Annotated in this window: 26 protein-coding genes; 14 read left to right on the top strand and 12 right to left on the bottom strand. The window is 71.1% G+C overall.

Annotation, left to right across the window (positions count from 1 at the left end; translation table 11 throughout):
* Positions 1-384: a VOC family protein gene (locus ACZ4D5_RS37515; RefSeq protein WP_467776948.1), complete on the bottom strand. Its 384-nt coding sequence runs from the start codon at positions 382-384 to the stop codon at positions 1-3.
* Positions 385-571: 187 nt separating this feature from the next.
* Here ACZ4D5_RS37515 and ACZ4D5_RS37510 point away from each other — a divergent pair, with 187 nt between their 5' ends.
* The 5 genes from ACZ4D5_RS37510 (at position 572) to ACZ4D5_RS37490 (ending at position 6934) form a co-directional block, all read left to right on the top strand.
* Entirely contained in the window at positions 572-1204 is a 633-nt protein-coding gene (locus ACZ4D5_RS37510) for a TetR/AcrR family transcriptional regulator (RefSeq protein ID WP_467776947.1), read from the top strand.
* 172 nt (positions 1205-1376) lie between these two features.
* Positions 1377-2501: a recombinase RecA gene (gene recA / locus ACZ4D5_RS37505; protein WP_467776946.1), complete on the top strand. Its 1125-nt coding sequence runs from the start codon at positions 1377-1379 to the stop codon at positions 2499-2501.
* Between the two features lie 3 nt (positions 2502-2504).
* Entirely contained in the window at positions 2505-3287 is a 783-nt protein-coding gene (gene recX, locus ACZ4D5_RS37500; protein WP_467776945.1) for a recombination regulator RecX, read from the top strand.
* A 486-nt stretch (positions 3288-3773) separates the two neighbouring features.
* On the top strand, positions 3774-4391 hold the full coding sequence (locus ACZ4D5_RS37495; protein ID WP_467776944.1) for an ArsR/SmtB family transcription factor: 618 nt from the start codon (positions 3774-3776) through the stop codon (positions 4389-4391).
* Positions 4388-6934, top strand: coding sequence for an FtsX-like permease family protein (locus ACZ4D5_RS37490; protein WP_467776943.1), 2547 nt, complete (start codon positions 4388-4390; stop codon positions 6932-6934). Before ACZ4D5_RS37495 ends, ACZ4D5_RS37490 begins: the two co-directional genes overlap by 4 nt.
* A 75-nt stretch (positions 6935-7009) precedes the next feature.
* Here ACZ4D5_RS37490 and ACZ4D5_RS37485 read toward each other — a convergent pair whose 3' ends face one another.
* The 8 genes from ACZ4D5_RS37485 to ACZ4D5_RS37450 all read right to left on the bottom strand — a co-directional run bounded on the left by ACZ4D5_RS37485 (position 7010) and on the right by ACZ4D5_RS37450 (position 13553).
* Positions 7010-7438 carry a rhodanese-like domain-containing protein gene (locus ACZ4D5_RS37485; RefSeq protein WP_467776978.1) on the bottom strand — a complete coding sequence of 143 codons (429 nt, stop codon included), beginning with the start codon at positions 7436-7438 and terminating at the stop codon, positions 7010-7012.
* Positions 7429-7965: a cupin domain-containing protein gene (locus ACZ4D5_RS37480; RefSeq protein ID WP_467776942.1), complete on the bottom strand. Its 537-nt coding sequence runs from the start codon at positions 7963-7965 to the stop codon at positions 7429-7431. Before ACZ4D5_RS37480 ends, ACZ4D5_RS37485 begins: the two co-directional genes overlap by 10 nt.
* An 82-nt stretch (positions 7966-8047) precedes the next feature.
* On the bottom strand, positions 8048-8119 hold the full coding sequence (locus tag ACZ4D5_RS37475) for a putative leader peptide (protein WP_327084869.1): 72 nt from the start codon (positions 8117-8119) through the stop codon (positions 8048-8050).
* 106 nt (positions 8120-8225) lie between these two features.
* The gene (locus tag ACZ4D5_RS37470) at positions 8226-9863 is read right to left on the bottom strand and encodes an FAD-dependent monooxygenase (protein ID WP_467776941.1); all 1638 of its coding nucleotides are present in this window, start codon (positions 9861-9863) and stop codon (positions 8226-8228) included.
* A 220-nt stretch (positions 9864-10083) separates the two neighbouring features.
* The gene (locus ACZ4D5_RS37465) at positions 10084-11067 is read right to left on the bottom strand and encodes an amino acid ABC transporter permease (RefSeq protein ID WP_467776940.1); all 984 of its coding nucleotides are present in this window, start codon (positions 11065-11067) and stop codon (positions 10084-10086) included.
* Positions 11064-11711: an amino acid ABC transporter permease gene (locus ACZ4D5_RS37460; RefSeq protein ID WP_467776939.1), complete on the bottom strand. Its 648-nt coding sequence runs from the start codon at positions 11709-11711 to the stop codon at positions 11064-11066. Before ACZ4D5_RS37460 ends, ACZ4D5_RS37465 begins: the two co-directional genes overlap by 4 nt.
* Positions 11712-11806: 95 nt before the next feature.
* A complete protein-coding gene (locus ACZ4D5_RS37455; protein WP_467776938.1) occupies positions 11807-12727 on the bottom strand; it encodes a glutamate ABC transporter substrate-binding protein in 921 nt (306 codons plus the stop codon).
* A 46-nt stretch (positions 12728-12773) separates the two neighbouring features.
* The gene (locus tag ACZ4D5_RS37450) at positions 12774-13553 is read right to left on the bottom strand and encodes an amino acid ABC transporter ATP-binding protein (RefSeq protein WP_467776937.1); all 780 of its coding nucleotides are present in this window, start codon (positions 13551-13553) and stop codon (positions 12774-12776) included.
* A 273-nt stretch (positions 13554-13826) separates the two neighbouring features.
* Here ACZ4D5_RS37450 and ACZ4D5_RS37445 point away from each other — a divergent pair, with 273 nt between their 5' ends.
* Positions 13827-14516: a response regulator transcription factor gene (locus ACZ4D5_RS37445; protein ID WP_467776936.1), complete on the top strand. Its 690-nt coding sequence runs from the start codon at positions 13827-13829 to the stop codon at positions 14514-14516.
* A gap of 15 nt (positions 14517-14531) precedes the next feature.
* On the top strand, positions 14532-15947 hold the full coding sequence (locus tag ACZ4D5_RS37440; protein ID WP_467776935.1) for an ATP-binding protein: 1416 nt from the start codon (positions 14532-14534) through the stop codon (positions 15945-15947).
* A gap of 57 nt (positions 15948-16004) precedes the next feature.
* On the opposite strand, the gene ACZ4D5_RS37435 is transcribed toward ACZ4D5_RS37440, so the two are convergent.
* Positions 16005-17000: a TAXI family TRAP transporter solute-binding subunit gene (locus ACZ4D5_RS37435; protein ID WP_467776934.1), complete on the bottom strand. Its 996-nt coding sequence runs from the start codon at positions 16998-17000 to the stop codon at positions 16005-16007.
* A gap of 138 nt (positions 17001-17138) precedes the next feature.
* Between ACZ4D5_RS37435 and miaB the strand changes: the two genes are divergently transcribed.
* On the top strand, positions 17139-18629 hold the full coding sequence (miaB, locus tag ACZ4D5_RS37430; RefSeq protein ID WP_362340120.1) for a tRNA (N6-isopentenyl adenosine(37)-C2)-methylthiotransferase MiaB: 1491 nt from the start codon (positions 17139-17141) through the stop codon (positions 18627-18629).
* A gap of 51 nt (positions 18630-18680) precedes the next feature.
* Positions 18681-19436 (top strand): class III extradiol dioxygenase subunit B-like domain-containing protein, encoded by a 756-nt coding sequence (locus ACZ4D5_RS37425; RefSeq protein ID WP_467776933.1) that lies wholly within the window; start codon positions 18681-18683, stop codon positions 19434-19436.
* 205 nt (positions 19437-19641) lie between these two features.
* Here ACZ4D5_RS37425 and ACZ4D5_RS37420 read toward each other — a convergent pair whose 3' ends face one another.
* Together ACZ4D5_RS37420 and ACZ4D5_RS37415 are read right to left on the bottom strand one after the other, a co-directional pair.
* On the bottom strand, positions 19642-19917 hold the full coding sequence (locus tag ACZ4D5_RS37420; protein WP_467776932.1) for an antitoxin: 276 nt from the start codon (positions 19915-19917) through the stop codon (positions 19642-19644).
* A gap of 25 nt (positions 19918-19942) precedes the next feature.
* Positions 19943-20233 (bottom strand): hypothetical protein, encoded by a 291-nt coding sequence (locus tag ACZ4D5_RS37415; protein ID WP_467776931.1) that lies wholly within the window; start codon positions 20231-20233, stop codon positions 19943-19945.
* 182 nt (positions 20234-20415) lie between these two features.
* On the opposite strand from ACZ4D5_RS37415, the gene miaA reads away from it, so the two are divergent.
* From miaA to ACZ4D5_RS37390, 5 genes are all read left to right on the top strand, one after another.
* Positions 20416-21354: a tRNA (adenosine(37)-N6)-dimethylallyltransferase MiaA gene (gene miaA / locus ACZ4D5_RS37410; protein ID WP_467776930.1), complete on the top strand. Its 939-nt coding sequence runs from the start codon at positions 20416-20418 to the stop codon at positions 21352-21354.
* Between the two features lie 107 nt (positions 21355-21461).
* Positions 21462-21938: a hypothetical protein gene (locus ACZ4D5_RS37405; protein ID WP_467776977.1), complete on the top strand. Its 477-nt coding sequence runs from the start codon at positions 21462-21464 to the stop codon at positions 21936-21938.
* 64 nt (positions 21939-22002) lie between these two features.
* A complete protein-coding gene (gene dapF / locus ACZ4D5_RS37400; RefSeq protein WP_467776929.1) occupies positions 22003-22881 on the top strand; it encodes a diaminopimelate epimerase in 879 nt (292 codons plus the stop codon).
* A 142-nt stretch (positions 22882-23023) separates the two neighbouring features.
* Entirely contained in the window at positions 23024-25171 is a 2148-nt protein-coding gene (locus ACZ4D5_RS37395) for a RelA/SpoT family protein (protein WP_467776928.1), read from the top strand.
* Between the two features lie 94 nt (positions 25172-25265).
* Positions 25266-26750, top strand: a complete 1485-nt coding sequence (locus ACZ4D5_RS37390; protein ID WP_467776927.1) for a M1 family metallopeptidase — start codon at positions 25266-25268, stop codon at positions 26748-26750.
* Positions 26751-26897 lie beyond the last annotated feature (147 nt).

Below are 26897 nucleotides of genomic sequence, written 5' to 3'. Positions count from 1 at the left end.
TCACCACTCCTTCTTCTGCGTGACGCCGATGACGTAGCCGTCGGGGTCGGTGAAGTAGAAGAGCCGGGCGCTCGCGTGCGAGGCCTCCTTGGTGACGTCGACCAGCGGGCGGATGCGCTCCACGTACGCGTCGAAGTCGTCGACGGCGAGGTAGAACATGCCGAACGCGCCGACGGGGGTGTCCTTGAGGACGGGGAGCCAGTCCCGCAGGTGCTCGTCCCGGAAGACCATGAGCGCGAACTCACCGTCGAAGAGCAGCAGGCGCAGGTCGTCGTCGGGGTCGTCGGAGCCGGGCAGCGCGGTGAAACCCAGTTTCTCGTAGAAGTCCACGGACGCCTGGGTGTCCTTCACGCCCAGGCAAGGGGCTATGGCAGGGGTCTTCATGGCGGTTCTCCTTCGGTGGGGGGAAGTACCTTTCGGTTGGTACATCTGTACCGTAAGGCGTTTTCGCGTGATGCGCAATACGGACATATTTCCCAGGTGCTTTGCGGTTGCCACCAGCCCGGCGGGGAGTGCTCATGCCGGTACATTTGTCTCGATGGGTGTTCGTTCAACAGTCAGGAGGCATTGCATGGCCGAGGCCGACAAGGGGACGGTCCGGCGGCGGCGTGATCCGCAGCGCCGCATCGCCGAGATCGTCGAGGCCACCGAGCGGGTCATCGCCGAGCGCGGGATCGAAGGTCTGACGCATCGTGCGGTGGCCGAGAGGGCGGGTGTGCCGCTGGCGGCGACGACGTACCACTTCGCCGCCAAGGGCGACCTGATCACCGCGGCGCTGCAGCGTGCCGTGGACCGGTACGGCGCCTATCTCGACGAATGGGCGGCCAAGCGGCCGCAGCTCACCTGCGAGCAGTTCGTGGTCCTGCTCACCGACGCCCTCATGCACAGCTTCGGCCCTCAGCAGGCGCAGCAGACCGTGGAGTTGGAGCTCTATCTGGCCGCCCTGCGCCGCCCCGCGCTGCGACCTGTCGCCGACCAGTACATGCGGCTGACCGTCGAGACTCTGGAGAAGTACACCGATCCTCTGACCGCGTACGCGGCGGCCTGCGCGATGAACGGTCTGAGCCTGCGCGGCCTGGCCGGCTCCCGACCCCTCACGCGTGGGCAGGTGGAGGACTTCCTGCGGCGCATCCTCACGCCCAATCCCGCTCTGCCCGGTACCGGCTGGCGCGGCGGAGAGGGGGGTGGGCGGCCCGTCGCGTGACCCCGATCCGACGGCGTGCCGCGCTTGACACCAAAATCGAACATCCATTCTTATGGGGTGGCTGGCGGCTCGAGTTATCCACAGGCTGGACGGGCGTCGGGGCGGATTGTCAGTGGCAGGCGTTAGCGTCTTTGACGTGAAGCGATCGACTCAAGCAAATCGGGTGGAACCCATGGCAGGAACCGACCGCGAGAAGGCGCTCGACGCCGCGCTCGCACAGATTGAACGGCAATTCGGCAAGGGCGCAGTGATGCGCATGGGCGAGCGGCCGAACGAGCCCATCGAGGTCATCCCCACCGGGTCGACCGCGCTCGACGTCGCGCTCGGCGTCGGCGGCATCCCGCGTGGCCGCGTGGTGGAGGTGTACGGCCCGGAGTCCTCCGGTAAGACGACCCTCACGCTGCACGCCGTGGCCAACGCCCAGCGGGCCGGCGGCGCGGTGGCCTTCGTGGACGCCGAGCACGCCCTCGACCCCGAGTACGCGAAGAAGCTCGGCGTCGACATCGACAACCTCATCCTGTCCCAGCCGGACAACGGCGAGCAGGCCCTCGAGATCGTCGACATGCTGGTCCGCTCCGGCGCCCTCGACCTGATCGTCATCGACTCCGTCGCCGCGCTCGTGCCGCGCGCGGAGATCGAGGGCGAGATGGGTGACTCGCACGTGGGTCTGCAGGCCCGCCTGATGAGCCAGGCGCTCCGGAAGATCACCAGTGCGCTCAACCAGTCCAAGACCACCGCGATCTTCATCAACCAGCTCCGCGAGAAGATCGGCGTGATGTTCGGTTCCCCGGAGACCACGACCGGTGGCCGGGCGCTGAAGTTCTACGCCTCGGTGCGCATGGACATCCGCCGCATCGAGACCCTCAAGGACGGCACGGACGCGGTCGGCAACCGCACCCGCGTCAAGGTCGTCAAGAACAAGGTCGCGCCGCCCTTCAAGCAGGCCGAGTTCGACATCCTCTACGGCCAGGGCATCAGCCGCGAGGGCGGCCTGATCGACATGGGCGTCGAGCACGGCTTCGTCCGCAAGGCCGGCGCCTGGTACACGTACGAGGGCGACCAGCTCGGCCAGGGCAAGGAGAACGCCCGCAACTTCCTGAAGGACAACCCCGACCTCGCCAACGAGATCGAGAAGAAGATCAAGGAGAAGCTGGGCGTCGGTGTGAAGCCCGAGGCCGCGGCGGAGCCGGGCGCGGAGGCGGCGGGCGCGACCGCGACCCCGGCCGACGACGCCAAGACGGTGCCAGCACCGGCGGCCAAGGCCACCAAGTCCAAGGCCGCGGCGGCCAAGAGCTAGTCCGTGACGCGACGAACGGACTGGGCGGAGTACACCGCCCCCGAGAGCCACACCGGTCCTGCCGGGTGGGGTCACGGGGACGGTGTGGATCAGGACGGCACCGGCCGGGACGGGCACCGTGGCGGAGGCTTCGGGGACGGCGACGGCAGTGGGTCCCGGGAGGGCGGATCCCGGGACGGCGGCGGCCGGAGCCGTGGGCGTCGGCGGCGGCGCGGCGGCTTCGACGGCCACCAGGACAGCGGCTCCCCCTCCTCGTCGAGGGCCGAGACGGGGGAGTCGCCAAGGGGGGATCCGGCTGAGCGGGCGCGGGCGATCTGTCTGCGCCTGCTCACCGGGACCCCACGCACGCGCAAGCAGCTGGCGGACGCGCTGCGCAAGAAGGAGATCCCCGATGACGTGGCGGAGGAAGTGCTCTCCCGCTTCGAAGAGGTCGGCCTGATCAACGACAGCGCCTTCGCGGACGCCTGGGTGGAGTCCCGGCACCACGGCCGCGGTCTGGCCCGGCGTGCCCTCGCGCGGGAGCTGCGTACCAAGGGTGTGGAATCCACCCTGATCGACGAGGCCGTCGGGCAGCTCGACTCGGAGCAGGAGGAGGCGACGGCGCGCGAACTCGTCGCCCGCAAGCTCCGCTCCACGCGTGGCCTCGATCGCGACAAGCGTCTGCGCCGCCTCGCGGGCATGCTCGCCCGCAAGGGCTACGGGGAAGGCATGGCGCTCCGAGTGGTCCGGCAGGCCCTCGAGGAAGAGGGCGAGGAGACCGAGGACTTGGGGTACGAGGGGTTCTGAGCAGGCCGCTCCCACGGGGGTGGGGCGGCAGCCGGAGCGATCCACGTACCCCAACCAGCGCTCCGTGGGGTGGGGTTAACCCCCCTGCGGAGACGCCGGGCCGCCGCAGTGCACAGGTATCTGTGCACAGGCGACTGTGTACGCATGGGACAGGAACCCGGCACCTCTGACACGGAGCGGCCCGACAACTCGGCCTCGCCTCGGGGCCGGACCCCGGCCCAGGCCAAGAATTCGCCGCAGCCCCAGGCTGCGTCTCAGGCCCTGGCCCAGACTCCGGCTTCGCCGCAGCCCCCGGCCTCGGGCTCGGCCGCGGCTCAGGCGTCAGCCTCGGTCCAGGCCGCCCGGGCCCCGTGTCAGGCGTCAGCCTCGACTCAGGCCCCGAGCCCGCCCCCGGGTCAAGCCCCGGCTCCGACTCAGGCAGCAGCCTCGGCCCAAGGGGCGGCCCCGGCCCCGGCTCGGACCCAGGGGCCACTCCCGAATCAGGCCGTGCCCTCGGCTTCGGCCCCGCAGGAGTTGACTGACCTCCGCATCCTCAAAGCCCTTGCGCAGCCGAGGCGGCAGCAGATGTTGCAGCACCTCACCGTGCATGGACCCGCCACCTCCGCGACGCTGGCCAGGGCCCTCGGGCTGAATACCGGGGCCACCAGCTACCACCTTCGCGAGCTCGCCCGCTACGGATTCGTCGAGGAGACGCAGGGCTCGGGGCACGGGCGCGAGCGGTGGTGGCGGGCCGTGCCCGGAGACCGGCGATTTGTGCCGCGCAGCAGGCAGAGCCCCGAGACGCGGCTCGTGATGGACGAGCTCAACCACCTCTCGTACGCCGCCGACCTGGAGCTCTTCGAGCAGCTGCAGCGGCAGAGCGGGCCCGAACTCGGCGAGTGGGCCGACGCGTTCCCCTTCTCGCGCGGCACGATCCGGCTGACCCTCCCCGAACTCCGTGCGTTCTTCGAGGAGTACATCGCGCTGCTCAACCGCTACAAGCGGTCCGACGCCGAGACGCCCTCCGACGCCCGCATCGTGCTCACCCGCTTCCTGGCCTTCCCCGCACCCGTGGCCGCACCACCCCGCGCCTCCGACAACAGAAAAGAGACCGAGCCCTCATGATGCTGCGCTACGCACTGCGGACGGTCAGGGACCGCAAGGGCGGATTCCTCGGCGCGTTCCTCGCGCTGATGTGCGCCGCGGCCCTCATCACGGCCTGCGGCACGCTCCTGGAGACCGGCCTGCGCGGCACGATCAAGACCGAGCGCTACGCCGCCGCCCCCGTGATCGTCTCCGCCGACCAGAACGTCCACCGGACCACGGTCAAGCACAAGAAGGGCAAGACGAAGGTCAAGCACAAGGCGAAACCGATCGCCGAACGGGCCTGGCTGACGGCCGAGGACATCGAGGACCGGCTCAAGAAGGCCCCCGGAGTCCGCGCCGTCCTGCCCGAACTCACCTTTCTCGCCGAGCCGTTGACGCCCACGGCCGCCCGGGACGACGCCAGGCCCTCGTACGGCCATGCCTGGACGTCAGCCGCCCTCACGCCCTTCCGCCTCGTCGACGGCAGGGCCCCGCGCGCGGCCGACGACCTCGTCATCGACCGCGACCTCGCCGACCGCACGGGGCTGAAGCCCGGCGACCGCCTCACCGTCCAGTCGACGCAGAGCCCGCGCAGCTACCGCATCACCGGTGTCGCCGCCTCCGAGGGCGGCTCCCTCGCCCATCAGACCTCGCTGTTCTTCTCCGCCGAGGAGGCCGAGCGGCTTGCGGCGCACCCCGGAAAGGTCACCGCCTTCGGCGTCGTACCGGACGAGGGCACCGCCGTCACCGACCTGAAGGAGGCGGTGGAGCACGCCGTCGACGGCACCCGGGCGCAGGTCAGCGCGGGTGACGACCGCGGTCCCGTGGAGTTCCTCGACGCGGCGGGCGCGCGCGTCGAACTCGTCAGCATGGGCGGAGCGATGGGCGGTACGTCCCTTCTCGTCGCCGTCCTCGTGGTCGTCGGCACCTTCGCCCTCTCCGTCCAGCAGCGCCACCGTGAACTCGCCCTGCTGCGCGCCGTCGCCGCGACCCCGAAGCAGATCCGCAGGCTTCTCGGCCGCGAGGCGCTGATCGTCGGCGCCGCGGCGGGTGTCGCCGGGGCGCTCGCCGGTATCCCGCTCGGCGGGCTGCTGCACGACCGGTTCGTGGCGACGGGAGCCGTGCCCGCCACCCTCGAACGCGCCGTCAGTGTCTTCCCGCCGCTGGCCGCCGTCGCCGCGACCCTGCTCGGCGCCTGGGCCGCCGCCCGCGTCGCGGGGCGCCGCGTCGTCAGGATCCGCCCGGCACAGGCCCTCGCCGAGGCGCGGGTCGAGCGGACCCGGCCCGCCTGGAGCCGAGTCGTCGCGGGCCTCGTGCTGCTCGCCGCGGCCGTCGTCCTGATCGTGGTCCTGAGCGTGCTGCGCACCGAGGCGGCGTCGACTCCCGTCACGTTCCTGGCCGTTGTGGTCTTCGCCGGTGCCGTCGCGCTCCTCGGGCCGCTCGTCGTCCGTGCCGCCGCCGCACTGCTGCGCGGCCCCCTCCTGCTGGCCGGGCCCGGCGGCAGGCTCGCCCACGCCAATCTGCGCGGCAACGCGGCCCGGATGGCCGCCGCCGTCACCCCGCTCGCCCTCCTCACCGGCATGACCTGCACCGTCCTCTTCGTCCAGCCCACCCTCGACGACGCCGCCCGCGCCCAGGCTCGTGACGGCATCCGCGCGGACTGGGTGCTCGCCGCACAGGGGCCCGGTGTCCCGGCAGAGGCCGCGCGGAAGCTGCGTACGACCGAAGGCGTCGAGGCCGCCACCGAGGTCGTCCGCACCGCCGTGCGCGTCGGGCTCGACAAGTACCCGGCGCAGGGCGTCACTCCGGAAGGCCTCACCCGGACCTGGGACCCGGATGTCACCGCCGGCACGCTCAAGGGCTTCGACGAGGACAGCGTCGCCGTCAGCGAACTCGCCGCGGACCAGATGGGCCTGAAGCCGGGCAGCACGCTGAAGTTCACCCTGGGAGACGGCACGAAGACCGAGTTGACCGTGCGCGCCGTGTACGCGCGGGGACTCGGGTTCGGCGATCTGACCATGGCTCAAGCGCTGGTCGCCCGCCACGTCGACAACCCGCTCGCCGCCACGGTCCTCGTCAAGAGCGACCGGACGCATGAACAACTCGCGGCAGGCATCGCGAAGTTCCCGGGCGTACGCGTTCTCACCCCGGCCGCCGTCGACGGCCTCCAGGCCGAGCGGCAGCAGGCCAACGCCGAGGTGAACCTCCTCGCGATGGGCCTCGTCCTGGCGTTCACCGCCATCGCCGTCGTCAACACGCTCGCGATGTCCGTCTCCGAGCGCATCCGGGAGTTCGCGATGCTGCGCCTCGCCGGAGCCACGCGCCGCCAGGTCCTGCGGATGCTGCGCACGGAGGCGCTGTCGGTCCTGCTCATCGGCACCGCGCTGGGCAGCGGGGTGGCGCTGGCCGTCCTGACCGCCTTCAGCGTGGGAATGACGGGCAGCGCGGCGCCGACGGTCGTTCCCCTGGTGTACGTCTCCGTGGTCGCCGTCGCAGGACTGCTCGCCCTGGTCGCGACCGCGCTGCCGGGCCGCGCCGCCCTCAGGCCGCTTCCGGTCGCGGTGGCAACGGTCAAGGAGTAAGGGGCAGTACGCAAGGGGAGGTGCCCCTTACCGAGTCGTGTCGAGGGCCGGTAAGGGGCATCCACGCGTGCGTGCTCACCCCTCGGCGGCCATCACCGGAAGCCCCGCCGCCCGCCACGCCTGGAACCCGCCGACGAGGTCGGTCGCGTGACGCAGCCCCAACTGCCGCAGGGATACGGCCGCGAGACTGGAGGCGTAGCCCTCGTTGCAGACCACGACGACCCGCAGATCGTGGCCGGTGGCCTCCGCGGCGCGGTGGCTGCCCTGGGGATCGAGGCGCCACTCCAGTTCGTTGCGCTCGACGACCAAGGCGCCGGGGATCAGCCCGTCGCGATCCCGCAGCGCCGCGTAACGGATGTCGACCAGCAGGCCTCCGCCTTCGGCGGTCTCGTACGCCTCCTGGGGGCTCAGACGGTCGAGGTCGAGCCGTACGCGTTCGAGCAACTCGTCGATGCCGACGGGTTGTTCACCTGCGGTTTCGGCGATCTGATCGCTCACTGCCAGTCCTCCGGACGCTCCACGGACTCCAGGCGCAGCACCTCTCCGGTGCGGCTGTAGCGGCGGATCCGCGGCAGGGGCGGGTAGTAGGCGTGCACGGAGACGGCGTGTTCGGCGGTGGACTCGTTCAGCACCTCGTGCACGTGGTTGCGGCCGAATGCGCGGCCCTCGCCGGCCGTCAACTCCCGTTCGCGGTCGACGTCTTCGGAGAGCTCCAGGGTCTTCCAGCCGTCGGTGGGCAGGCGCACCGCGAGCGAGTTCTCCTTGAGGGTGCCTTTCGCGGTGAGGAAGGCGCCGACCGACTCCGCGTGGTCGTGCCAGCCGGTGCCGGTGCCGGGCGGCCAGCCGATCAGCCAGGCCTCACTGCCCCCGGGACCTTCCAGGCGCACCCAGGTGCGGCCCTCGGGGTCCAGCGGCAGGGAGGCGATGAGCTCGGGGTCGGCCGCGCTGCGGCGGACGAAGTCGAGGAGTTCGGCGGCGGTGGGCGCCGCGGTGCGCGAGGACGCGGCGGAGGAAGGGGCGGAAGCAGACACGGTGACCGTCCTGAGGGTTCGCGGAAGGGCGCGCGAGACGTCCGGGAACCGGTGCTCAGCGCGCGGGGAAAGAAGAGCGAATTCAGCAGGACGGGTGACACACGCAGCCCGCGTAGCGGACGAGGTCCATGTGGACCCTCCGCCACAGGCGCACATCGGTGTCGGTCACGATCCGGAGTAGACCATGGAGGTGGAGGTCGGTCAACTCCGGCTCTGTTCGCGGTTGGACGGTCCGGCCCCGCAGGGGGCCGCCGACCGCCCTACTTCGCCTCCGCCGGGCTCTCCTCCGCGCCCACCCGGTCCGGCCGCCCCGCCCCGTCCTCGCGCTCCGTCCGCGCCGGGCCGCCCAGCGCCGCCTCGGCGGCCGCGTACAGCTCGGCGGGGCGCACCCCGGACAGCGAGGTCACCAGGTGGCCGTCGGGGCGTACGAGGAGGACGGAGTGGGCGGCGGCCCCGGGGTAGCTCTCCGCGACGAGCAGCTCGGCGGCGTGCGGCAGCGCGGTGACGGCGGCGGCGAGCCGCGGCATGATCCCGGCCGTCACCCAGTGCCGCCTCTCCCACACCACGGTGCCGGGCGCGACGAGGACGACGAGCAGCTGCCCGAGCCCGAGCCGGTCCCGCAGCTGGACGAAGGAGCCGTCGGGCGCGGTCACCTGCACGTCGGCGACCGGCGCGCCGGGCTGTGTGCCGACTGCCACCTCGGACTCGGACGGCGCGGCCGCCAGCGGCGAGTCGGCGTACGACGAGGGCGCACCGAGCGGCCCGCGCCCCACGTGGCCGTCCGTGAGGAGCGTGTCGTGGCCGCGCGCGGCCCCCGGCACGTACGAGCGCAGGCCTTTGCCGCCGCGCAGTATCGGCAGCGACTGGTCGGCGGCGCGCAGGCGTGCGGCCACGCTTGCGCGCCGCTCGGCCTGATAGCTGTCGAGCAGCGATTCGCGCGCGCCGTGGTGCCAGGCGAGCGCCAGCTTCCACGCGAGGTTGTCGGCGTCCCGCAACCCCTCGTCGAGCCCTTGTGTGCCGAGCGCGCCGAGCAGATGCGCGGCGTCCCCCGCGAGGAAGGCACGGCCGACCCGCCACCGGCGGGCGAGGCGGTGGTGGACGGTGTGCACGCCCGTGTCGAGCAGTTCGTACGGCGGTGTGGCGCCCCCGCACCAGCCCGCGAGGGTCTCCCGGATGCGGACGACGAGCGCGTCGGGCGTGACCAGCTCGCCGCGCGGTGGGAGCAGCCAGTCGAGCCGCCACACCCCGCCGGCGAGCGGACGGCCCGTCACCTCGGCGCCTCCGCCGCGCCACGGAGGCATCCGATGCAGCAACGCTTCGCCCTGCCATGGAAGTTCCGCGCGCAGCGCGGCCACGGCGTGTCGCTCGACGGCCGTGCGCCCGGGGAAGCGGATGTCGAGCAGCTTGCGTACGGTCGAGCGCGGCCCGTCGCAGCCGACCAGGTAACTGCCACGCCACCACGTGTCCTTGGGACCGCGCGTGTGGGCCGTCAGCCCGGAGGCGTCCTGCTCCAGGGAGTCGAGCTTGCTCTCGACCGCGACCTTGACGAGCCGCTCGTCGGCGATGGCGTCGCGCAGCGCACCGGTCAGCACGTGCTGGGGCAGATGGAGCGGGGCGGGGGCCTCGTCCCCGAAGGTGAGCTCCCGCATCAGCTGCTTGCGCCGCAAGGAGCGCCAACTGGTCCACCGCGCGCCCGACTCCGAGTCCCCGAACGAGTGACCCGCGAGCCGCTCCACGAACGCCGCGGTGTCCTCCCGGAGCACGACGGTCCGGGCGGGTCGCTGGTCGTCCTTGCCGGGTCCTTCGTCGAGGACGACGGTGGGCACCGAGTGGCGGGCGAGCGCGAGGGCGAGCGCGAGGCCCACGGGGCCCGCGCCGACGACGATCACCGGGTCCACGGCGCACACCCTCCGCCCTGGCGGTCTCCGAGGGTCCGGACTGCCCGGAAGCGCTGGACGTACGTACAGGAACTGGCAGTTGGAGCCCGGTGCACGATCACAGAACGTATGCAACCCATTGCCGGTGCTTGCGTCAAGTGACGATGGCGGTGGCGTTCACCAGAAAATGCGTGTGGGGGACGGCATCGGGGCCGTCCCCCACGTCAGCGCAGGAAGTCCGTCAGTTGGACTTTCCAACCTGGCCGCCGGCGTCGCCGTCGGGGCGGTCGCCGTCGGCCGGCTCGCCGGGGCCGGTGGGCTCGGCGGGCTCCGCGGCGACCGTCGGGCCGAGCGGCGTGGCCGCGTCGAGCACGCCCGGGGCCTCTGCGGGCTCGGCGGCGGCGGCCACCACGATGCCGGTCTTGGTGCGCCTGCCGCGCTTCTCGATCCAGGTGGCGAGCGAGGAGAGCGCGAGGCAGAGCGAGATGTAGATGACACCGAAGACGGTGACCGTCTGGACGAACGGGTACGTGCCGTTCACCGGGGTGTTGTTGGCGATCAGCCGTGCCGAGTACAGGAGCTCGGGGTAGAGGATCATGAAGCCGAGCGAGGTGTCCTTGAGGGTCACCACGAGCTGGCTGATGATCGTCGGCAGCATCGACCGCACGGCCTGCGGGAAGAGGACGCTGGTCATGACCTGGGTCTTGCTCAGGCCCAGGGCGTAGGCCGCTTCCTTCTGCCCCTTGGGTACGGCGTTGATGCCCGCGCGCAGCACCTCGGCCTGGACGCAGCCGTTGTAGATGGTCAGGCCGAGGACCAGCGCCCACAGCGGGGTGATGTCGCCGAGGATGCCGACCCACAGGGCGAAGATCGTGATCAGCAGGGGGATCGACCGGAAGAGGTCGATGAAGACGACCGAGACCCAGCGGATCGGGCGGTGGTCGGAGAGCCTGCCGACGCACAGGACGACCGCGAAGGCCAGGGAGAAGACGCCGGCGAGGACGAACGCCTTCAGCGTCGCGAGGAGCGCGTCGAAGATGTTCTGGCGGATGCCCGAGTAGTTGAAGATGTCCCACAGGGCGCCCTCGAACTCGCCCTTCTCGTTGAGCCGCAGCACGACCCAGACGATCAGGCCGATGAGCGCCGCGGTGCCGACGACCGAGTAGATGACGTTGCGGACCTTGGCCTTGGGGCCCGGCGCGTCGAAGAGAACGCTGGCACTCATCGGGCGACCTCCATTCGGTGCTCCAGCAGCCGGAAGGCGCCATTGATGGCGTACGTGATGATCAAGTAGGCGACGGTGATCCAGACGAAGATCATCGTGATGTCGTAGCCCTCATTGCTGAGCGTCTTGGTGATGTTGAACAGGTCGACGTTGTCGAAGCCGCCCGCGATCGCCGAGTTCTTGGTCAGCGCGATGAAGATCGAGCCCATCGGGGCGATGACCGCGCGAGTGGCCTGGGGGAGCACCACGACCCGCATGACCTGCGTGAAGCTCATGCCGATCGCCCGGGCGGCCTCGGCCTGGCCCATCGGCACGGTGTTGATGCCGGAGCGGATGGCCTCGGCCACGAAGGACGAGGTGTAGAAGCCGAGGGCCACGACGCCCAGCACGAAGGAGTCCATCTCCGGGAAGAGGATCTTCGGCAGGACGAAGAAGGCGATCAGGAACAGCAGGGTGAGCGGGGTGTTCCTGAGGATGTTCACCCACAGGGTGCCGAATATGCGCAGCGGCGGGACCGGGGAGACCCGGAAGGCGGCGATGATCACGCCGAGCACCATGGCGATGACCCCGCTGACCAGGGTCAGCTCCACGGTGCCGATGAACCCCTCGCGGAACAGCGACAGGTTGTCGGTCAGTACGTTCATGAATTCTCCGCGAGAGGGCGGTCGGGCGGCGATGTGCTCACACGATGCCCCGCCCCGCACGGACGTTCAGACCGTACGAAGCGGGGCGCGTGAGGTCACTTGGGGTCGGTGAAGGCCGGCGGGTCCTTGTACTCGGAGCCGGACTTGCCGATCGTGGCGTCGAACGCCTTCCTGTAGTCGCCGTTCTCCTGGTGCGCCTTGATGGCGTCCGCGACGGCCTTCTGCAGGGCGGCGTCACCCTTCTTCAGGCCGACGCCGTAGGGCTCGTCGGAGAAGGGTTTGCCGACGACCTTGAGCTTCTTCGGGTTCTGCGCCGCGTAGCCCATCAGGATGGCGTCGTCGGTGGTGACGGCGTCGACCTGGTTGTTCAGCATCTGCGCCACGCACTCGGAGTACTTGGACAGCTCGGTCACCTTGGCGCCGTACTTCGGCTTCTTGATGTTCTGCAGCGGCGTCGAGCCGACGATGGAACAGACCTTCTTGCCGCGGACGGTCTCCGGGCCCTTGATGTCCTTCTCGTCCTTGCGGACCAGCAGGGAGGCACCGGCGTGGTAGTACGGGCCGGCGAAGTCGATCTGCTTCTTGCGCTCGTCGTTGATCGTGTACGTGCCGATCATCAGGTCGACGTCGCCCTTGGAGACCGCGGTCTCGCGCGCGCCGGAGTCGATCGTCTTCCACTCGATCTGCTTCGCCGAGAAGCCGAGGTCCGCCGCGATCATCTTGGCGATCTCGATGTCGAAGCCGGAGTACTCCTTGGTCGACTGGTCCTGGAAGCCCAGGTACGGCTGGTCGGCCTTGGCGCCGATGACCAGCTTGCCGCGCTTCTTGGCGTCCTTGAAGACCGACGAGTCGACCGAGACGTCCTTCTTGACCGTGTAGCTGAGGGCCTTGGTGTCCTTGTCGTCCGGACCCTCCGGCTTGTCGCCGGCCGACCCTTCCTTGCCTCCGCAGGCGGTGGCGACCAGGGACAGCGCGGCGACGGCCGCCGCGGCGGCAACGGACTTGCGGAGCTTCATGGTGAACATCCTTTGTTTCGACTGGAGTTGAGACGGCGTGTGAGCCTCAGTGTTTAAGGATCTTCGACAGGAAGTCCTTGGCCCGTTCGCTGCGCGGGTTGTTGAAGAACTGGTCCGGCACGGCCTCTTCGACGATCCGGCCGTCCGCCATGAACACGACGCGGTTGGCCGCGGAGCGGGCGAAGCCCATCTCGTGCGTGACCACGACCATCGTCATGCCGTCCCGGGCGAGCTGCTGCATCACCTCGAGGACCTCGTTGATCATCTCCGGGTCGAGCGCCGACGTGGGCTCGTCGAAGAGCATCACCTTCGGGTCCATCGCCAACGCCCGCGCGATCGCGACGCGTTGCTGCTGACCGCCGGAGAGCTGTGCGGGGTACTTGTCGGCCTGCGAGGCGACGCCCACGCGGTCCAGCAGCCCGCGAGCCTTCTGCTCGGCCTCGGCCTTGCCGATCTTGCGCACCTTGGTCTGGCCCAGCGTCACGTTCTCGAGCACGGTCTTGTGCGCGAAAAGGTTGAAGGACTGGAAGACCATGCCCACGTCCGCCCGGAGGCGGGCGAGTTCCTTGCCCTCCTGGGGCAGGGGCTTGCCGTCGATCGAGATGTCTCCCGAATCGATCGTCTCCAGGCGGTTGATGGCACGGCACAGGGTCGACTTGCCGGACCCGGAGGGGCCGATCACGACGACGACCTCGCCGCGGGCGATGGTCAGGTCGATGTCCTGGAGGACGTGCAGAGCGCCGAAGTGCTTGTTGACGTTCTTCAGCACGACCAGGTCGTCCGCCCCGGGCGGTATGGCGTCCTTGGTCACCGATACTTCGGTCACGGCTTGTTGCTCCATCCTCCTCGGTTGGGAGGACAGTAATAACCCAGTGCGACCAGCGTCATTACATCTGAGGGGAAATTGAGCATAACGATCCGGCCGCAACCGGACACTCCGTGTGAAGAGGGTCCAGGGGGCGCGTACCGGCTGGGTAACGGAACGTGCTTGCGCCCCGAACCCTCTTGACGCGGTCCTTATCCATCGGCGTGGATGCCTTGGTGCGCACGCGCGACTACCGGCCACGACGGAACGACGGATGAACTGGAGGGGGCCCGTATGAGACTGCTTCTCGTCGAGGACGACGATCATGTGGCCGCCGCCCTGTCCGCGGTCCTGGCCCGGCACGGCTTCGACGTCGTGCACGCCCGCAGCGGCGAAGAGGCGTTGCAGGCACTGCTGCCCGCGGAAACGCCCCCCTTCGGAGTGGTGCTCCTCGACCTGGGCCTGCCCGACCAGGACGGCTACGAGGTCTGCGGCAAGATCCGCAAGCGCGGCTCGATCCCGGTGATCATGGTGACGGCCCGTTCGGACGTGCGCTCCCGCATCCACGGCCTCAACCTCGGTGCCGATGACTACGTAGTGAAGCCGTACGACACCGGGGAACTCATCGCCCGTATCCACGCCGTCATCCGGCGCCCCACGCCCGGCGGTGCCGTCGCGCCCGGCGACAGCGAGCTGCGGCTCGGTTCCGTGCACATCGAACTGCCCACCCGGCAGGTCAGTGTGGACGGTTCGGTCGTCCAACTGACCCGCAAGGAGTTCGACTTGCTCGCGCTCCTCGCCCAGCGCCCCGGAGTGGTGTTCCGCAGGGAGCAGATCATCAGCGAGGTGTGGCGCACCAGTTGGGAAGGGACGGGGCGCACGCTCGAAGTGCACGTGGCGTCCCTGCGCTCGAAGCTGCACATGCCGGCCCTGATCGAGACCGTGCGCGGCGTCGGCTACCGCCTCGTCGCCCCGGCCGCATAGCCGCGGCGAGGACAGGTGCGCTCTCGCCTCCTCCCGCTGCTGATCGTCCTCATGGCGGGCGTACTGCTCGCGCTCGGGTTCCCGCTCGCCGTCAGCGTCGCCGCGGCACAGCAGCAGAAGGTCGTCGTCGACCGGATCGACGACACGGCGCGCTTCGCGTCGCTCGCGCAGTTCGTCACGGAACGTCCCACCGGATCACGGGTGGTGGGAAACACGGACGAACGCCGCGACACACTCCAGAAGGAACTCGACGACTACTACGACGTCTACGGCATCAGGGCGGGCGTCTTCTACCGCGACGACGGCCCCATGGCCCATGCCCCGGCCAACTGGTACCTGCCCAGGACCGGAGACATACGGGGCGCCTTCGAAGAGGCACTCCGCTCCCGCGGCAGCCACGACCCCGAACAGGTGTGGCCGTGGCAGCGGGGGCGGCTGGCCGTCGCGTCGCCCGTGATCAGGGACGGTGACGTCATCGCCGTCGTCGTCACCGACTCACCGACCGGGCGCATGCGTTCGAAGACGCTGCAGGGCTGGCTGCTCATCGCCGCGGGCGAATCGGCGGCCATGCTCCTGGCGGTCGGCGCGGCCCTGCGGCTCACCGGCTGGGTGCTGCGCCCTGTGCGCGTCCTGGACGCGACCACGCACGACATCGCGACCGGACGCCTCAAGTCCCGTGTCGCGGCCGCGGGCGGACCGCCGGAACTCAGGCGCCTCGCCCGGTCGTTCAACGAGATGGCGGACAACGTCCAGGACGTCCTCGAACAGCAGCGCGCCTTCGTGGCCGACGCCTCGCACCAGCTGCGCAACCCCCTCTCCGCCCTGCTGCTCCGCATCGAGCTGCTCGCCCTCGAACTGCCCGAGGGCAACGAGGAGATCGCCTCGGTCCGCACCGAGGGCAAGCGCCTGGCCCAGGTCCTCGACGACCTGCTCGACCTGGCGCTCGCCGAGCACGCGGCCGCCGACCTGAGCCTCACCGACATCGGCGAGCTCGCCGCCGAACGCGTCGCCGCCTGGCGTCCGCTCGCCGACGAACGGGGTGTGCGGCTGACGGCCCAGTGCCCGGCGACCACCGGCTGGGCCGACCCGGTCGCCCTCTCCAGCGCGCTGGACGCGGTGATCGACAACGCCCTGAAGTTCACGCCCGAGGGAGAGCAGGTCCAGGTGCGGGTCTCCTCCGTCGACTCGACGACGACCGTCGTGGTCACCGACGGCGGCCCCGGACTCACCGAGGACGAGCTGGCCCGCGTCGGCGACCGCTTCTGGCGCAGCAACCGCCACCAGAACGTGAAGGGGTCGGGCCTCGGCCTGTCCATCTCGCGGGCCCTGCTCGCGGCGGGCGGCGGCTCCATCGCGTACGCCCGCCATGAACCGCACGGACTGAAGGTGACGGTCAGCGTGCCCCGCAGCGAGCCCGCCGCCGCGTCCTGACGGGACCGGCGGCACGGTCAGGGCTCGACCGAGCGGATCAGGGCTTGACCGAGCGGATCAGGGCTTGACCGAGCGGTAGTAGCTGCGGGCACCCACATGCAGCTGGAGCGGGTCGGTGTAGAGGGCGGTGCGCAGGTCCACCAGCTGCGCCGCGTGCACCTGATCGCCTATGTGGTCGCGGCTGTCGATGACGGCCCGCGTCAGCCCCGAGGCCAGCTCGGGGTCGGCCCGGTCGGTGGTCACCAGGAGGTTGGCCACCGCCAGAGTCGGCACGGCCGAGCCCCGCTGGGCCGCGGGATAGGCGTCGGCGGGCATCGTCGCGGCCCGGTAGTAGCGCGAGGCGCCGCCCTGCTTGTGGAGCGCCTCCACGAGGCCACCGAGATCCACGAGTTCGATGTCCATCCTCTCGGAGAGCTCGCGCACGGAGGTGGTCGGCAGCCCGCCCGACCAGAAGAAGGCATCGATGTCGTGCTTCTCGAGCAGGCTCGGCATGGTGTCGATCCCGGCGGACACCTGCTCGATGTCCGTGGCCGGGTCGAGCCCCGCGGCGTCGAGGACCCGGTCCGCTATCAGCCGCACGCCCGAGCGGTCCTGCCCCACCGCGACGCGCTTGCCCCGCAGATCGTCGACGGAATCGATGTCCGAGTCCCGGGGCACCACGAGCTGTACGTAGTCGTCGTAGAGCCTTACGCAGCCCTGCAGGCGCTCCCAGCCCCGGGCGCCGTTCAGGCGGTACGTCTCGACCGCGTCGGCGGCCGCGATGGTGAAGTCGGACTGGCCCGTGGCCACCCGCTCGACGTTCTGCTGCGACCCCTCGCTGTTCTGGAGCTCCACGTCCACCTTCGGCATGTCCTGCGAGATCGCCGTCCGCAGGAGCTTGCCGTACCGCTCGTACACGCCGTTCTTCACGCCCGTACTGAACGTCATCGAGCCGCTCGGACTGCTCTCGCCCACGGGCAGCAGCCACCACAGCAACAGCCCGAACACCACGAGCGCCGCGGCGGAGCCCTGCAGGGCGCGGCGCCTGCTGATGTGGGGGAGTGCCTGGAACATGCGCGCGATCCTGCCAGGCCACTCACCGTGCTGACCAGGGGTGAGGTCACACTGTGCGGTTCCGGTGGCCGGCCCCGGGAGCCCCGGTCCGAATCCGCGGGCACGCGCGCGTGGCGACCCCGTACCCTGGTGGGCGAGATGAGCGCGAAGACTTACGAGGTGCGCACCTACGGGTGCCAGATGAACGTCCATGACTCCGAGCGGCTCTCCGGGCTGCTGGAGGACGCCGGCTACGTGCGTGCGCCCGAAGGGGCGGACGGCGATGCCGACGTCGTCGTCTTCAATACGTGCGCCGTGCGCGAGAACGCCGACAACCGTCTGTACGGCAATCTCGGCCGCCTGGCGCCGATGAAGACCAAGCGTCCCGGGATGCAGATCGCCGTCGGCGGCTGCCTGGCCCAGAAGGACCGCGACACCATCGTCAAGAAGGCGCCCTGGGTGGACGTCGTCTTCGGCACGCACAACATCGGCAAGCTGCCGGTCCTCCTGGAGCGCGCCCGCGTCCAGGAAGAGGCGCAGGTCGAGATCGCCGAGTCGCTCGAGGCCTTCCCCTCGACGCTGCCGACCCGCCGCGAGAGCGCGTACGCCGCGTGGGTCTCGATCTCCGTCGGCTGCAACAACACCTGCACCTTCTGCATCGTGCCCGCGCTGCGCGGCAAGGAGAAGGACCGCAGGACCGGCGACATCCTCGCGGAGATCGAGGCGCTCGTCGGCGAGGGCGTCTCCGAGATCACCCTCCTCGGGCAGAACGTCAACGCGTACGGCTCGGACATCGGCGACCGCGAGGCCTTCAGCAAGCTCCTGCGCGCCTGCGGGCAGATCGAGGGCCTGGAGCGCGTCCGCTTCACCTCCCCGCACCCGCGCGACTTCACGGACGACGTGATCGCCGCCATGGCCGAGACGCCGAACGTGATGCCGCAGCTCCACATGCCGCTGCAGTCCGGCTCGGACCCCGTCCTCAAGGCGATGCGCCGCTCGTACCGCCAGGAGCGCTTCCTGGGGATCATCGAGAAGGTCCGCGCCGCCATGCCGGACGCGGCGATCTCCACCGACATCATCGTGGGCTTCCCCGGCGAGACCGAGGAGGACTTCGAACAGACGATGCACGTGGTCCGCGAGGCCCGCTTCGCCAACGCCTTCACCTTCCAGTACTCCAAGCGCCCCGGGACCCCGGCCGCGACCATGGAGGGGCAGATCCCCAAGGAGGTCGTCCAGTCGCGCTACGAGCGTCTGGTCGCCCTCCAGGAGGAGATCTCCTGGGAGGAGAACAAGAAGCAGGTCGGCCGCACCCTGGAGCTGATGGTGGCCGAGGGCGAGGGCCGCAAGGACGGCGCCACGCACCGGCTCTCCGGCCGCGCCCCCGACAACCGCCTGGTCCACTTCACCAAGCCGGACACCGAGGTGCGCCCCGGTGACGTCGTGACGGTCGAGATCACCTACGCGGCGCCGCACCACCTGCTCGCCGAGGGCGCCGTCCTGAACGTGCGCCCCACGCGCGCGGGCGACGCCTGGGAGAAGCGGAACGCCGAGGCGGCCGCCAAGCCCGCGGGCGTGATGCTCGGGCTGCCGAAGATCGGTGCCCCCGAGCCGCTTCCGGTGGCGACGGGCAGCGGCTGCGGCTGCGACTGAGCGGGGCGGTACCCACCGCCCCGCCCGACGGCGCGCGTTACGCTGCGGATCATGCTTGTCGCCGCCGCCGTCTGCCCCTGCCCGCCGCTGCTCGTCCCCGAGGTCGCCGCTGGCGCCGCTCCTGAGCTGGACGCCGCCCGTGCGGCGTGCACGGACGCCATCGGGGTCCTCGCCGCCGCCCGGCCCGACCGGCTCGTCGTGGTCGGCCCGGCCGAGCAGAGCGGGCGCGGGCCGCACCTCCAGGGCGCACGCGGGTCGTTCCGGGGCTTCGGAGTGGACCTCGACGTGCGGCTGGGAACCGGGGCGGGTTCCGGAGCTCGCGAGGACGCGTCCGCGGGCGGCACCTCGGACGAGGCCGCGGAGCGTGAGCTTCCGGCCTCGCTCGCCGTGGCCGGCTGGCTGCTCGGGCGCACGGAGTGGTCGGCCGCCCCGCTGGAAGGTCTCGGCGTGGGGGAACCACTTGCCGCCGAGCGGTGTATCCAAGTCGGAGGGGAGATCGCGGCGCGGGCGGACCGCGTGGCACTGCTGGTGATGGGCGACGCCAGCGCGTGCCGCACGCTGAAGGCGCCGGGGTACCTGGACGAGCGCGCCGCCGGTTTCGACGCGGAGGTCGGGCGCGCGCTGGGCGCGGCCGACGTGACCGCGCTCAAGGAACTGGACGCGGAGCTGGCGTACGAGCTGAAGGCCGCGGGCCGTGCCCCGTGGCAGGTGCTCGCGGGAGCGGCGGACGGCGCCGCGCTGAGCGGCGAGCTGCTCTACGAGGACGCGCCGTACGGCGTGGGGTACTTGGTGGCGGCCTGGTCCTAGCGGCCTTTGGTGACGGCCTGGTCCTGGCGGGCGCCCGGGCGCTCTTTGCGGGCGCCTGGGCCACGCCTGGGCCTGCTCTCTGCGGGCCTGGGCCTGCTCTCAGGGGGCGTCTGACGGAGTCCCGGCACGCCTTGCGCCGCCCTTGGCGCGGGCGCGCGGCGACGGCCGCGAAGCGTTGCGCTTCACGGCCGTCCGCCGATGCGGTTCAGGAAGCCGGGGGCGGTGACGGAGGCGACGGCGGGGTGGCACTGCCGCCCGGGTCCTTGCCCTCGTCCTGCCCGGCGAGGCGGTCGACGGCGTCCTTCGCCTTGCCCGTACCCGCCTGGATCTTGTCGCTGTACTTGCCCTTGGTCTTCTCGTCTACGACCTTCGCGGCCTTGTCCAAGCCCTGGTCGATCTTGTCCCCGTGCTGCTGCGCGAGGTCAGAGACCTTGTCCTTGGCAGGGGCCAGCTTGGCTTTCAGTTGGTCCAGGAAGCCCATGGGTTCACCTTCCCTCGCTGGGGAGCTACTTGCGGGCGCCCTCACCGGCCTCGTTGTCGGCCGCCGCCTCCGCGGACTGCTGCTTCGGGATCTCCACGCCCTCGGCCGTGGCCGCCTCGGTGGTCTCCTCCGGCTTGTCCTCGGCAGCGTCCTCGGCGTCCTTGTCGGCCTCGGCGGCGGGCTTCGAGTCGGTGGCGGCCTCGGGGGATTCCTCGGCCTGCTCCGGCTCGGCCGTCAGTGTGGCGGCTGCCGCTTCGGTCGTTGACGCCTCTTCGCTGTCCTTGGCCTTCCGGCGGAACCGTGCAAAAACGCCCATATCTACTCCATACGTTACTCGTGTGGGCGAAATCCCGCCCCACCCGGTGCGTCCCATTGCGTCGCCCGGGTCATCGGTCCTCGAAACCGGCGGCCGGAACCTCGCAACAGGCAACGACCTCGGAGCCGTGCCGTCACGTAGCTCGTTCGGGAAGAGTGCGCGGGGTTTGCGAGACTGGGGCGGTGAGTAGTGCAGCTCCCGCCCCGCGGGTCATCGCCGTCGTCGGTCCCACCGCGGCAGGAAAGTCCGATCTGGGCGTTTTCCTTGCCCAGCGTCTCGGCGGCGAAGTCGTCAACGCCGACTCCATGCAGCTCTACCGAGGGATGGACATCGGCACCGCCAAGCTGACGCCCGAGGAGCGGGGCGGAGTGCCCCACCACCTCCTCGACATCTGGGACGTCACGGAGGCGGCCAGCGTCGCCGAATACCAGAAGCTGGCCCGCGCGGAGATCGACCGCCTCCTCGCCGAGGGGCGCTGGCCGATCCTGGTCGGCGGCTCCGGCCTCTACGTCAGGGGGGCCGTCGACCACCTGGAGTTCCCCGGCACCGACCCCGACGTGCGGGCCCGCCTGGAGGAGGAGCTCACGCTCCGCGGCTCCGGAGCGCTGCACGCCCGCCTCGCCGCCGCCGACCCCGCCGCGGCCCGGGCGATCCTGCCCAGCAACGGCCGCCGGATCGTCCGCGCCCTGGAGGTCATCGAGATCACGGGCAAGCCCTTCACGGCCAACCTCCCGGGCCACGACTCCGTGTACGACACCATCCAGATCGGCGTCGACGTGGCACGCCCTGAACTCGACGAACGCATCGCCACGCGCGTGGACCGCATGTGGGACGCCGGCCTGGTCGACGAGGTGCGCGCGCTGGAGGCGCAGGGGCTGCGCGAGGGGCGTACGGCATCGCGCGCGCTCGGCTACCAGCAGGTGCTCGCGGCGCTCGCGGGGGAGTGCACGGAGGACGAGGCGCGCGCCGAGACCGTGCGCGCCACCAAACGCTTCGCGCGCCGGCAGGATTCGTGGTTCCGGCGCGATCCGCGGGTGCACTGGCTCAGTGGGGCCGTGGCCGACCGGGAGGAACTCCCGGCGCACGCACTGGCGTTGGTCGAACGACCGGTCACAGCCTGATCACGTGATGGCATCGGGACGCTCCGGCGGTCATCCCGGCACCTGACGGCGTGCCATCATCGACCATCGATCGACCAGTGGAGTCCGAAGTGGGAGGGCGCGTGGCGATGGAGGCCGGCCCTCGTGACACCGCACATGACGGTGGAGAACAGCTGAGCCCCGACGGGCCCGACGAGGCCGCGGGCGGGGTGACGGACGACGGTCCTGGTCCGGACGAGATGGCTCCGGAGGTCGAGGTCGAGGTCGAGCTGCGCCCGCAGCGCCGCCTGCGCATCTGGCAGCTCGCGCCCATCGTGGTCCTGGCCGCGGTCGGATCCCTGATGTTCGCCTTCCCGCTGGCCTTCGAGTTCGGCGGCGGCGCGGGTGACGGCGGCGGTGCCGTGGTGGCCATGCTCGGACTGCTGATCAGCTGCTGCGCCGCGGGCTGGGGCATGATGGCCGCCCGCCGTGTGGGGCACACCTGGCCGGGGCTGCCCGAGCGGGGCTCCGGCAGCCGTCCGGACTGGCGGGTCGTCTCCGCGTACACCCTGCTGCTCCTGGGGGCCGTGGCCCTCGCGGTGTGGCGGGTGGCCCGGCTCCGCTGAGGCCCTCGCGGGGCCGGAGGCACCGGGCCGACGGAGTGTCGTACCCACCCCGTACGATCGAGGAATGAGCACGCGGATCGCCTTCCTCAAGGGGCACGGGACCGAGAACGACTTCGTGATCATCCCCGACCCCGACAACGCCATCGAGCTGTCCCCGGCCGCCGTGGCCGCCCTGTGCGACCGCCGCGCGGGCATCGGTGGCGACGGTCTCCTGCATGTCGTACGCTCCGCCGCCCACCCCGAGGTGCGTCATCTCGCGGACCGGGCCGAGTGGTTCATGGACTACCGCAACGCCGACGGGTCGGTCGCCGAGATGTGCGGCAATGGAGTGCGCGTCTTCGCGCGCTACCTCCAGCGCGCGGGGCACATCGGCGAGGGCGACGTGGCGGTGGCCACCCGCGGGGGCGTGAAGACCGTGCACATCGCCAAGGCCGAGTCCGGCGGCGAGATCACCGTGGGGATGGGCAAGGCGCTGCTCCCCGAAGGGGACGTCACCGTCTCGGTGGACGACCGCCAGTGGCCCGCGCGCAACGTGAACATGGGCAACCCGCACGCGGTCGCCTTCGTGGACGACCTCTCCGAAGCGGGCACCCTCCACGACCCGCCGCCCTTCAGCCCCGCCTCCGCCTACCCGGACGGGGTGAACGTCGAGTTCGTCGTCGACCGCGGCCCGCGCCACGTCGCCATGCGCGTGCACGAGCGCGGCTCGGGCGAGACCCGCTCCTGCGGCACGGGCGCGTGCGCCGTGGCCGTGGCGGCGGCCCGCAGGGACGGCGCGGACCCGGCCGTGACGGGAGCCCCGGTCTCGTACACCGTCGACCTGCTCGGCGGGCGCCTCGTGATCACCGAGCGGCCCGACGGCGAGATCGAGATGACGGGCCCCGCGGTGATCGTCGCCGAGGGCGAGATCGCGCCTGAATGGCTCGAAACGGCAATCCCGTGAACTGTCGCTCGAATGGGTGATCCGTTTCACGCTCGGCGAGAGGCGGTCAGCACCGCGTGATGGGCTCGGTAGCATCAAGCACCGGCCCGGACGGAGCACGTCACCGTCCGTTCATCGCCGGTCGACGCAGCCGGAGGTGCCCATGAGTGCGGAGGCCACGAACCCTGCCACGCCCGGCCCCGTGACACCCGGGGTCCAGCGCAGGCGCGGCCGCGCCCGGATCGACCTGCGCAGGCTCGGCAGGGCGGCCCTGCTCGGCTCCGGCACCCGGGACCGTCTTCCCGACGCGATCGGCCATGTGGCGGAGGCCCACCGGGCCCACTATCCGGACGCGGACCTGGAGCCGCTGCGCCGTGCGTACGTCCTCGCGGAGTCCTCGCACCGCGGTCAGATGCGCAAGAGCGGCGAGCCGTACATCACGCACCCGCTCGCCGTGACCCTGATCCTCGCCCAGCTCGGCGCGGAGATCACGACCTTGACCGCCTCCCTGCTCCACGACACCGTCGAGGACACGGACGTGACGCTCGACCAGGTGCGGGCCGAGTTCGGCGACGACGTCTGCTACCTGGTCGACGGCGTCACCAAGCTGGAAAAGGTCGACTACGGAGCGGCGGCCGAGCCGGAGACCTTCCGCAAGATGCTGGTCGCCACCGGCAACGACGTACGCGTCATGTCGATCAAGCTCGCCGACCGTCTGCACAACATGCGCACCCTCGGTGTCATGCGCCCCGAGAAACAGGCCCGCATCGCCAAGGTGACCCGGGACGTGCTGATCCCGCTCGCCGAGCGCCTCGGCGTGCAGGCGCTCAAGACCGAGCTGGAGGACCTGGTCTTCGCGATCCTCCACCCCGAGGAGTGCGCCCAGGTCAAGGCCCTGATCGCGGCCGACGCGGGGTGCGAGGGCGATCCCCTCGGGGACATCGCTGGCGAGGTGCGCGGCGTGCTGCGCGACGCCGGCATCGCGGCCGAAGTCCTCATCAGGCCACGCCACTTCGTCTCCGTCCACCGGGTGCACCGCAAGCGGGGCGAGCTGCGCGCGTCGGACTACGGCCGCCTCCTGGTGCTCGTCAACGAGGACGCCGACTGCTACGGAGTCCTGGGCGAACTGCACACCTGCTTCACGCCGGTCGTCTCGGAGTTCAAGGACTTCATCGCCGTACCGAAGTTCAACCTCTACCAATCGCTGCACACGGCCGTCGCCCGCCCCGACGGCGAGGTCGCCGAAGTCCTCATCCGTACGCACCAGATGCACCGGGTGGCCGAGGCGGGCGTCGTCGCGCTCCGCAATCCCTACGCTCCTCCTTCGGAGGAGCCGACCGACGGCGCCGACGACGAGCGGGCGGACCCGACCAGGCCCGGCTGGCTCTCCCGGCTCCTCGACTGGCAGCAGGCCGCCCCCGACCCGGACACGTTCTGGTCGACGCTGCGGGAGGACCTCGCCCAGGACCGCGAGATCGCCGTGTTCCGGCCCGACGGCGGCACGCTGGGCCTGCCCGCGGGGGCCACCTGCGTCGACGCCGCCTACGCCCAGTACGGCGAGGACGCCCACGCCTGCATCGGCGCCCGCGTCAACGGCCGCCTCGCGACGCTCAGCACGGTCCTGCGGGACGGCGACACGGTGCAGCTGCTCATGGGCCAGGACGTCACGTCGGGGCCCTCACGCGAGTGGCTGGACCACGCGCGCACGCCCGGCGCGCGCATCGCCATCCGCCGCTGGCTCACCACGCACCCGGTACCGACGGCGCCCGCGCCGACGCCGTCCGGGCAGCGGCCGCCCCAGCAGGTGCCGCCGGCCGCCCCCAGGCCGGACGCCGACGACGCACTGCGCCCCGCCGCCGCGAACGCCGTCGTGGACCGCGAGGGCGCCACCGTGCGCCTCGCCGGCTGTTGTACGCCGGTGCCGCCCGACGACGTCACCGCCTTCGCCGTGCGCGGGGGCGTCGTGACCGTCCACCGTGTCGGCTGCCCCGCCGTGGAGCGCATGAAGGAAGTGGGGCGCCCGGAGATCGGCGTGCGCTGGGGGGACACCGCGGAGTGCCGGGTCACCCTGATCGCCGAATCGTTCGGCCGCGCACACCTGCTCGCCGACCTCACCGAAGCGATCGCGCTCGAAGGCGTGGCGATCATTTCCGCGACCGTGGAACCGCCCACCCAGCAGCGCGTGCGCCACACGTACACCCTCCAACTCCCGGACGCGGCACACCTCCCCGGGCTGATGCGGGCGATGCGCGCGGTGCCAGGGGTGTACGACGTGAGCCGCGCCCAGCACCCGGCGGCAGCCGCCCACTGAGAGGACCGCCGCCCCGGGCCCCGGCAACGACTCGTTCGGGTGGCCCGGCGCGCGCCACCGCCTCATGGAAGGCACGCGCTGATAGCGGTAGTTCATGCTGCTCACCCCACGGGCCACGGCCTCCCGGCCGAAGGCCGTCCACACCCCCCGCATCGCCGCCGCCCTGATCGCGGCGACCGCCTCCGCCGCCCTCGTCGCGGCGAGCGCGCCGTCACCGGCCACGCCGCTCGGCATCGGCGACCCGCTCTTCCCGCACCTCGGGAACCCCGGTTACGACGTGGAGTCGTACGACATCGCCTTCACCTATCGCGGCGACAACCGCAAGCCGCTCGACGCCATCACCAAGATCGACGCCCGTGCGACCGCGCCCCTGGAGCGCGTCAATCTCGACTTCGCGCACGGCACGGTCGGCTCCGTGGAGGTCAACGGCGAGCACGCACGCTTCGACAGCACCGGCGAGGACCTCGTCGTCACGCCGTCCGCGTCGATCGGGCGCGGCGAACGGATGCGGATCACCGTCCGGCACACCAGCGACCCGGTGCCCGCCAAGGGCACCGAGGGCGGCTGGGTGCGCACCGGCGACGGACTGGCCATGGCCAACCAGGCCGACGCCGCCCACCTGGTCTTTCCGTGCAACGACCACCCCGCCGACAAGGCGCAGTTCACGTTCCGGGTCACCGCGCCCAAGGGGCTCACCGCCGTCGCCAACGGCCTCCCGATCGCCAAGACCCGCAGCGGCGGCGCCACCACCTGGGCCTATCGCACCCACCACCCCATGGCCACGGAGCTGGCCCAGGTGTCGATCGGCCGGTCCAGCGTGCTGCACCGCAAGGGCCCGCACGGCCTTCTCGTACGCGACGTGGTGCCCACCAAGGACCGCGAGGTCCTGGAGCGCTGGCTGAAGAAGACGCCCGGCCAGATCGGCTGGATGGAGCAGAAGGTCGGCCGCTACCCCTTCGAGGCCTACGGGGTCCTGGTCGCCGAGGCGCAGACCGGCTTCGAACTGGAGACACAGACGCTCTCTCTCTTCGAGAGAGAGCTCTTCACCCGCCCCGAGTACCCGGAGTGGTACGTCGACTCGATCATGGTGCACGAGCTGGCGCACCAGTGGTTCGGCGACAGCGTGAGCCCGCGCTCCTGGTCGGACCTCTGGCTCAACGAAGGCCACGCCACCTGGTACGAGGCGCTCTACGCCGACGAGCAGGCGAAGCAGCCCCTGAAGGACCGCATGCGGGACGCCTACCGCCAGTCGGACGCCTGGCGCGCGGCCGGTGGACCGCCCGCCAGGCCGAAGCAGCCCGCGCCCGGCCAGAAGATCAGCATCTTCCGGCCCGTCGTCTACGACGGCAGCGCGCTGGTCCTCTACGCCCTGCGCCAGGAGATCGGCCACCGGGCCTTCGGCCGTCTGGAGCGGGAGTGGGTCCGCACGCACCGTGACGGCAACGCGGCGACCGCCGACTTCGTGCGCCTCGCCTCCCGGATCACGGGCCGTGATCTGAGCGGATTCTTCGACGCCTGGCTGTACGGCGAGAAGACACCGCCGATGCCGGGGCATCCGGACTGGAATTCCGGGAAATAACCCGGATGACGAGACGGGCCGTGTCGTGCAACCATCGTCAGGTCGACGGCGCGGCCCGCCGGGGACATCCCCTCGGGGACTTCTCAGGGTCGGCCCGGCCCGGTTCCGGGAATCTCCGGACCGCCTCGGGCGTTGTCGACTGTGACG

Source organism: Streptomyces sp. NPDC025651, from assembly GCF_055558735.1.
This window is presented reverse-complemented; position numbering and strand designations above follow the sequence as displayed.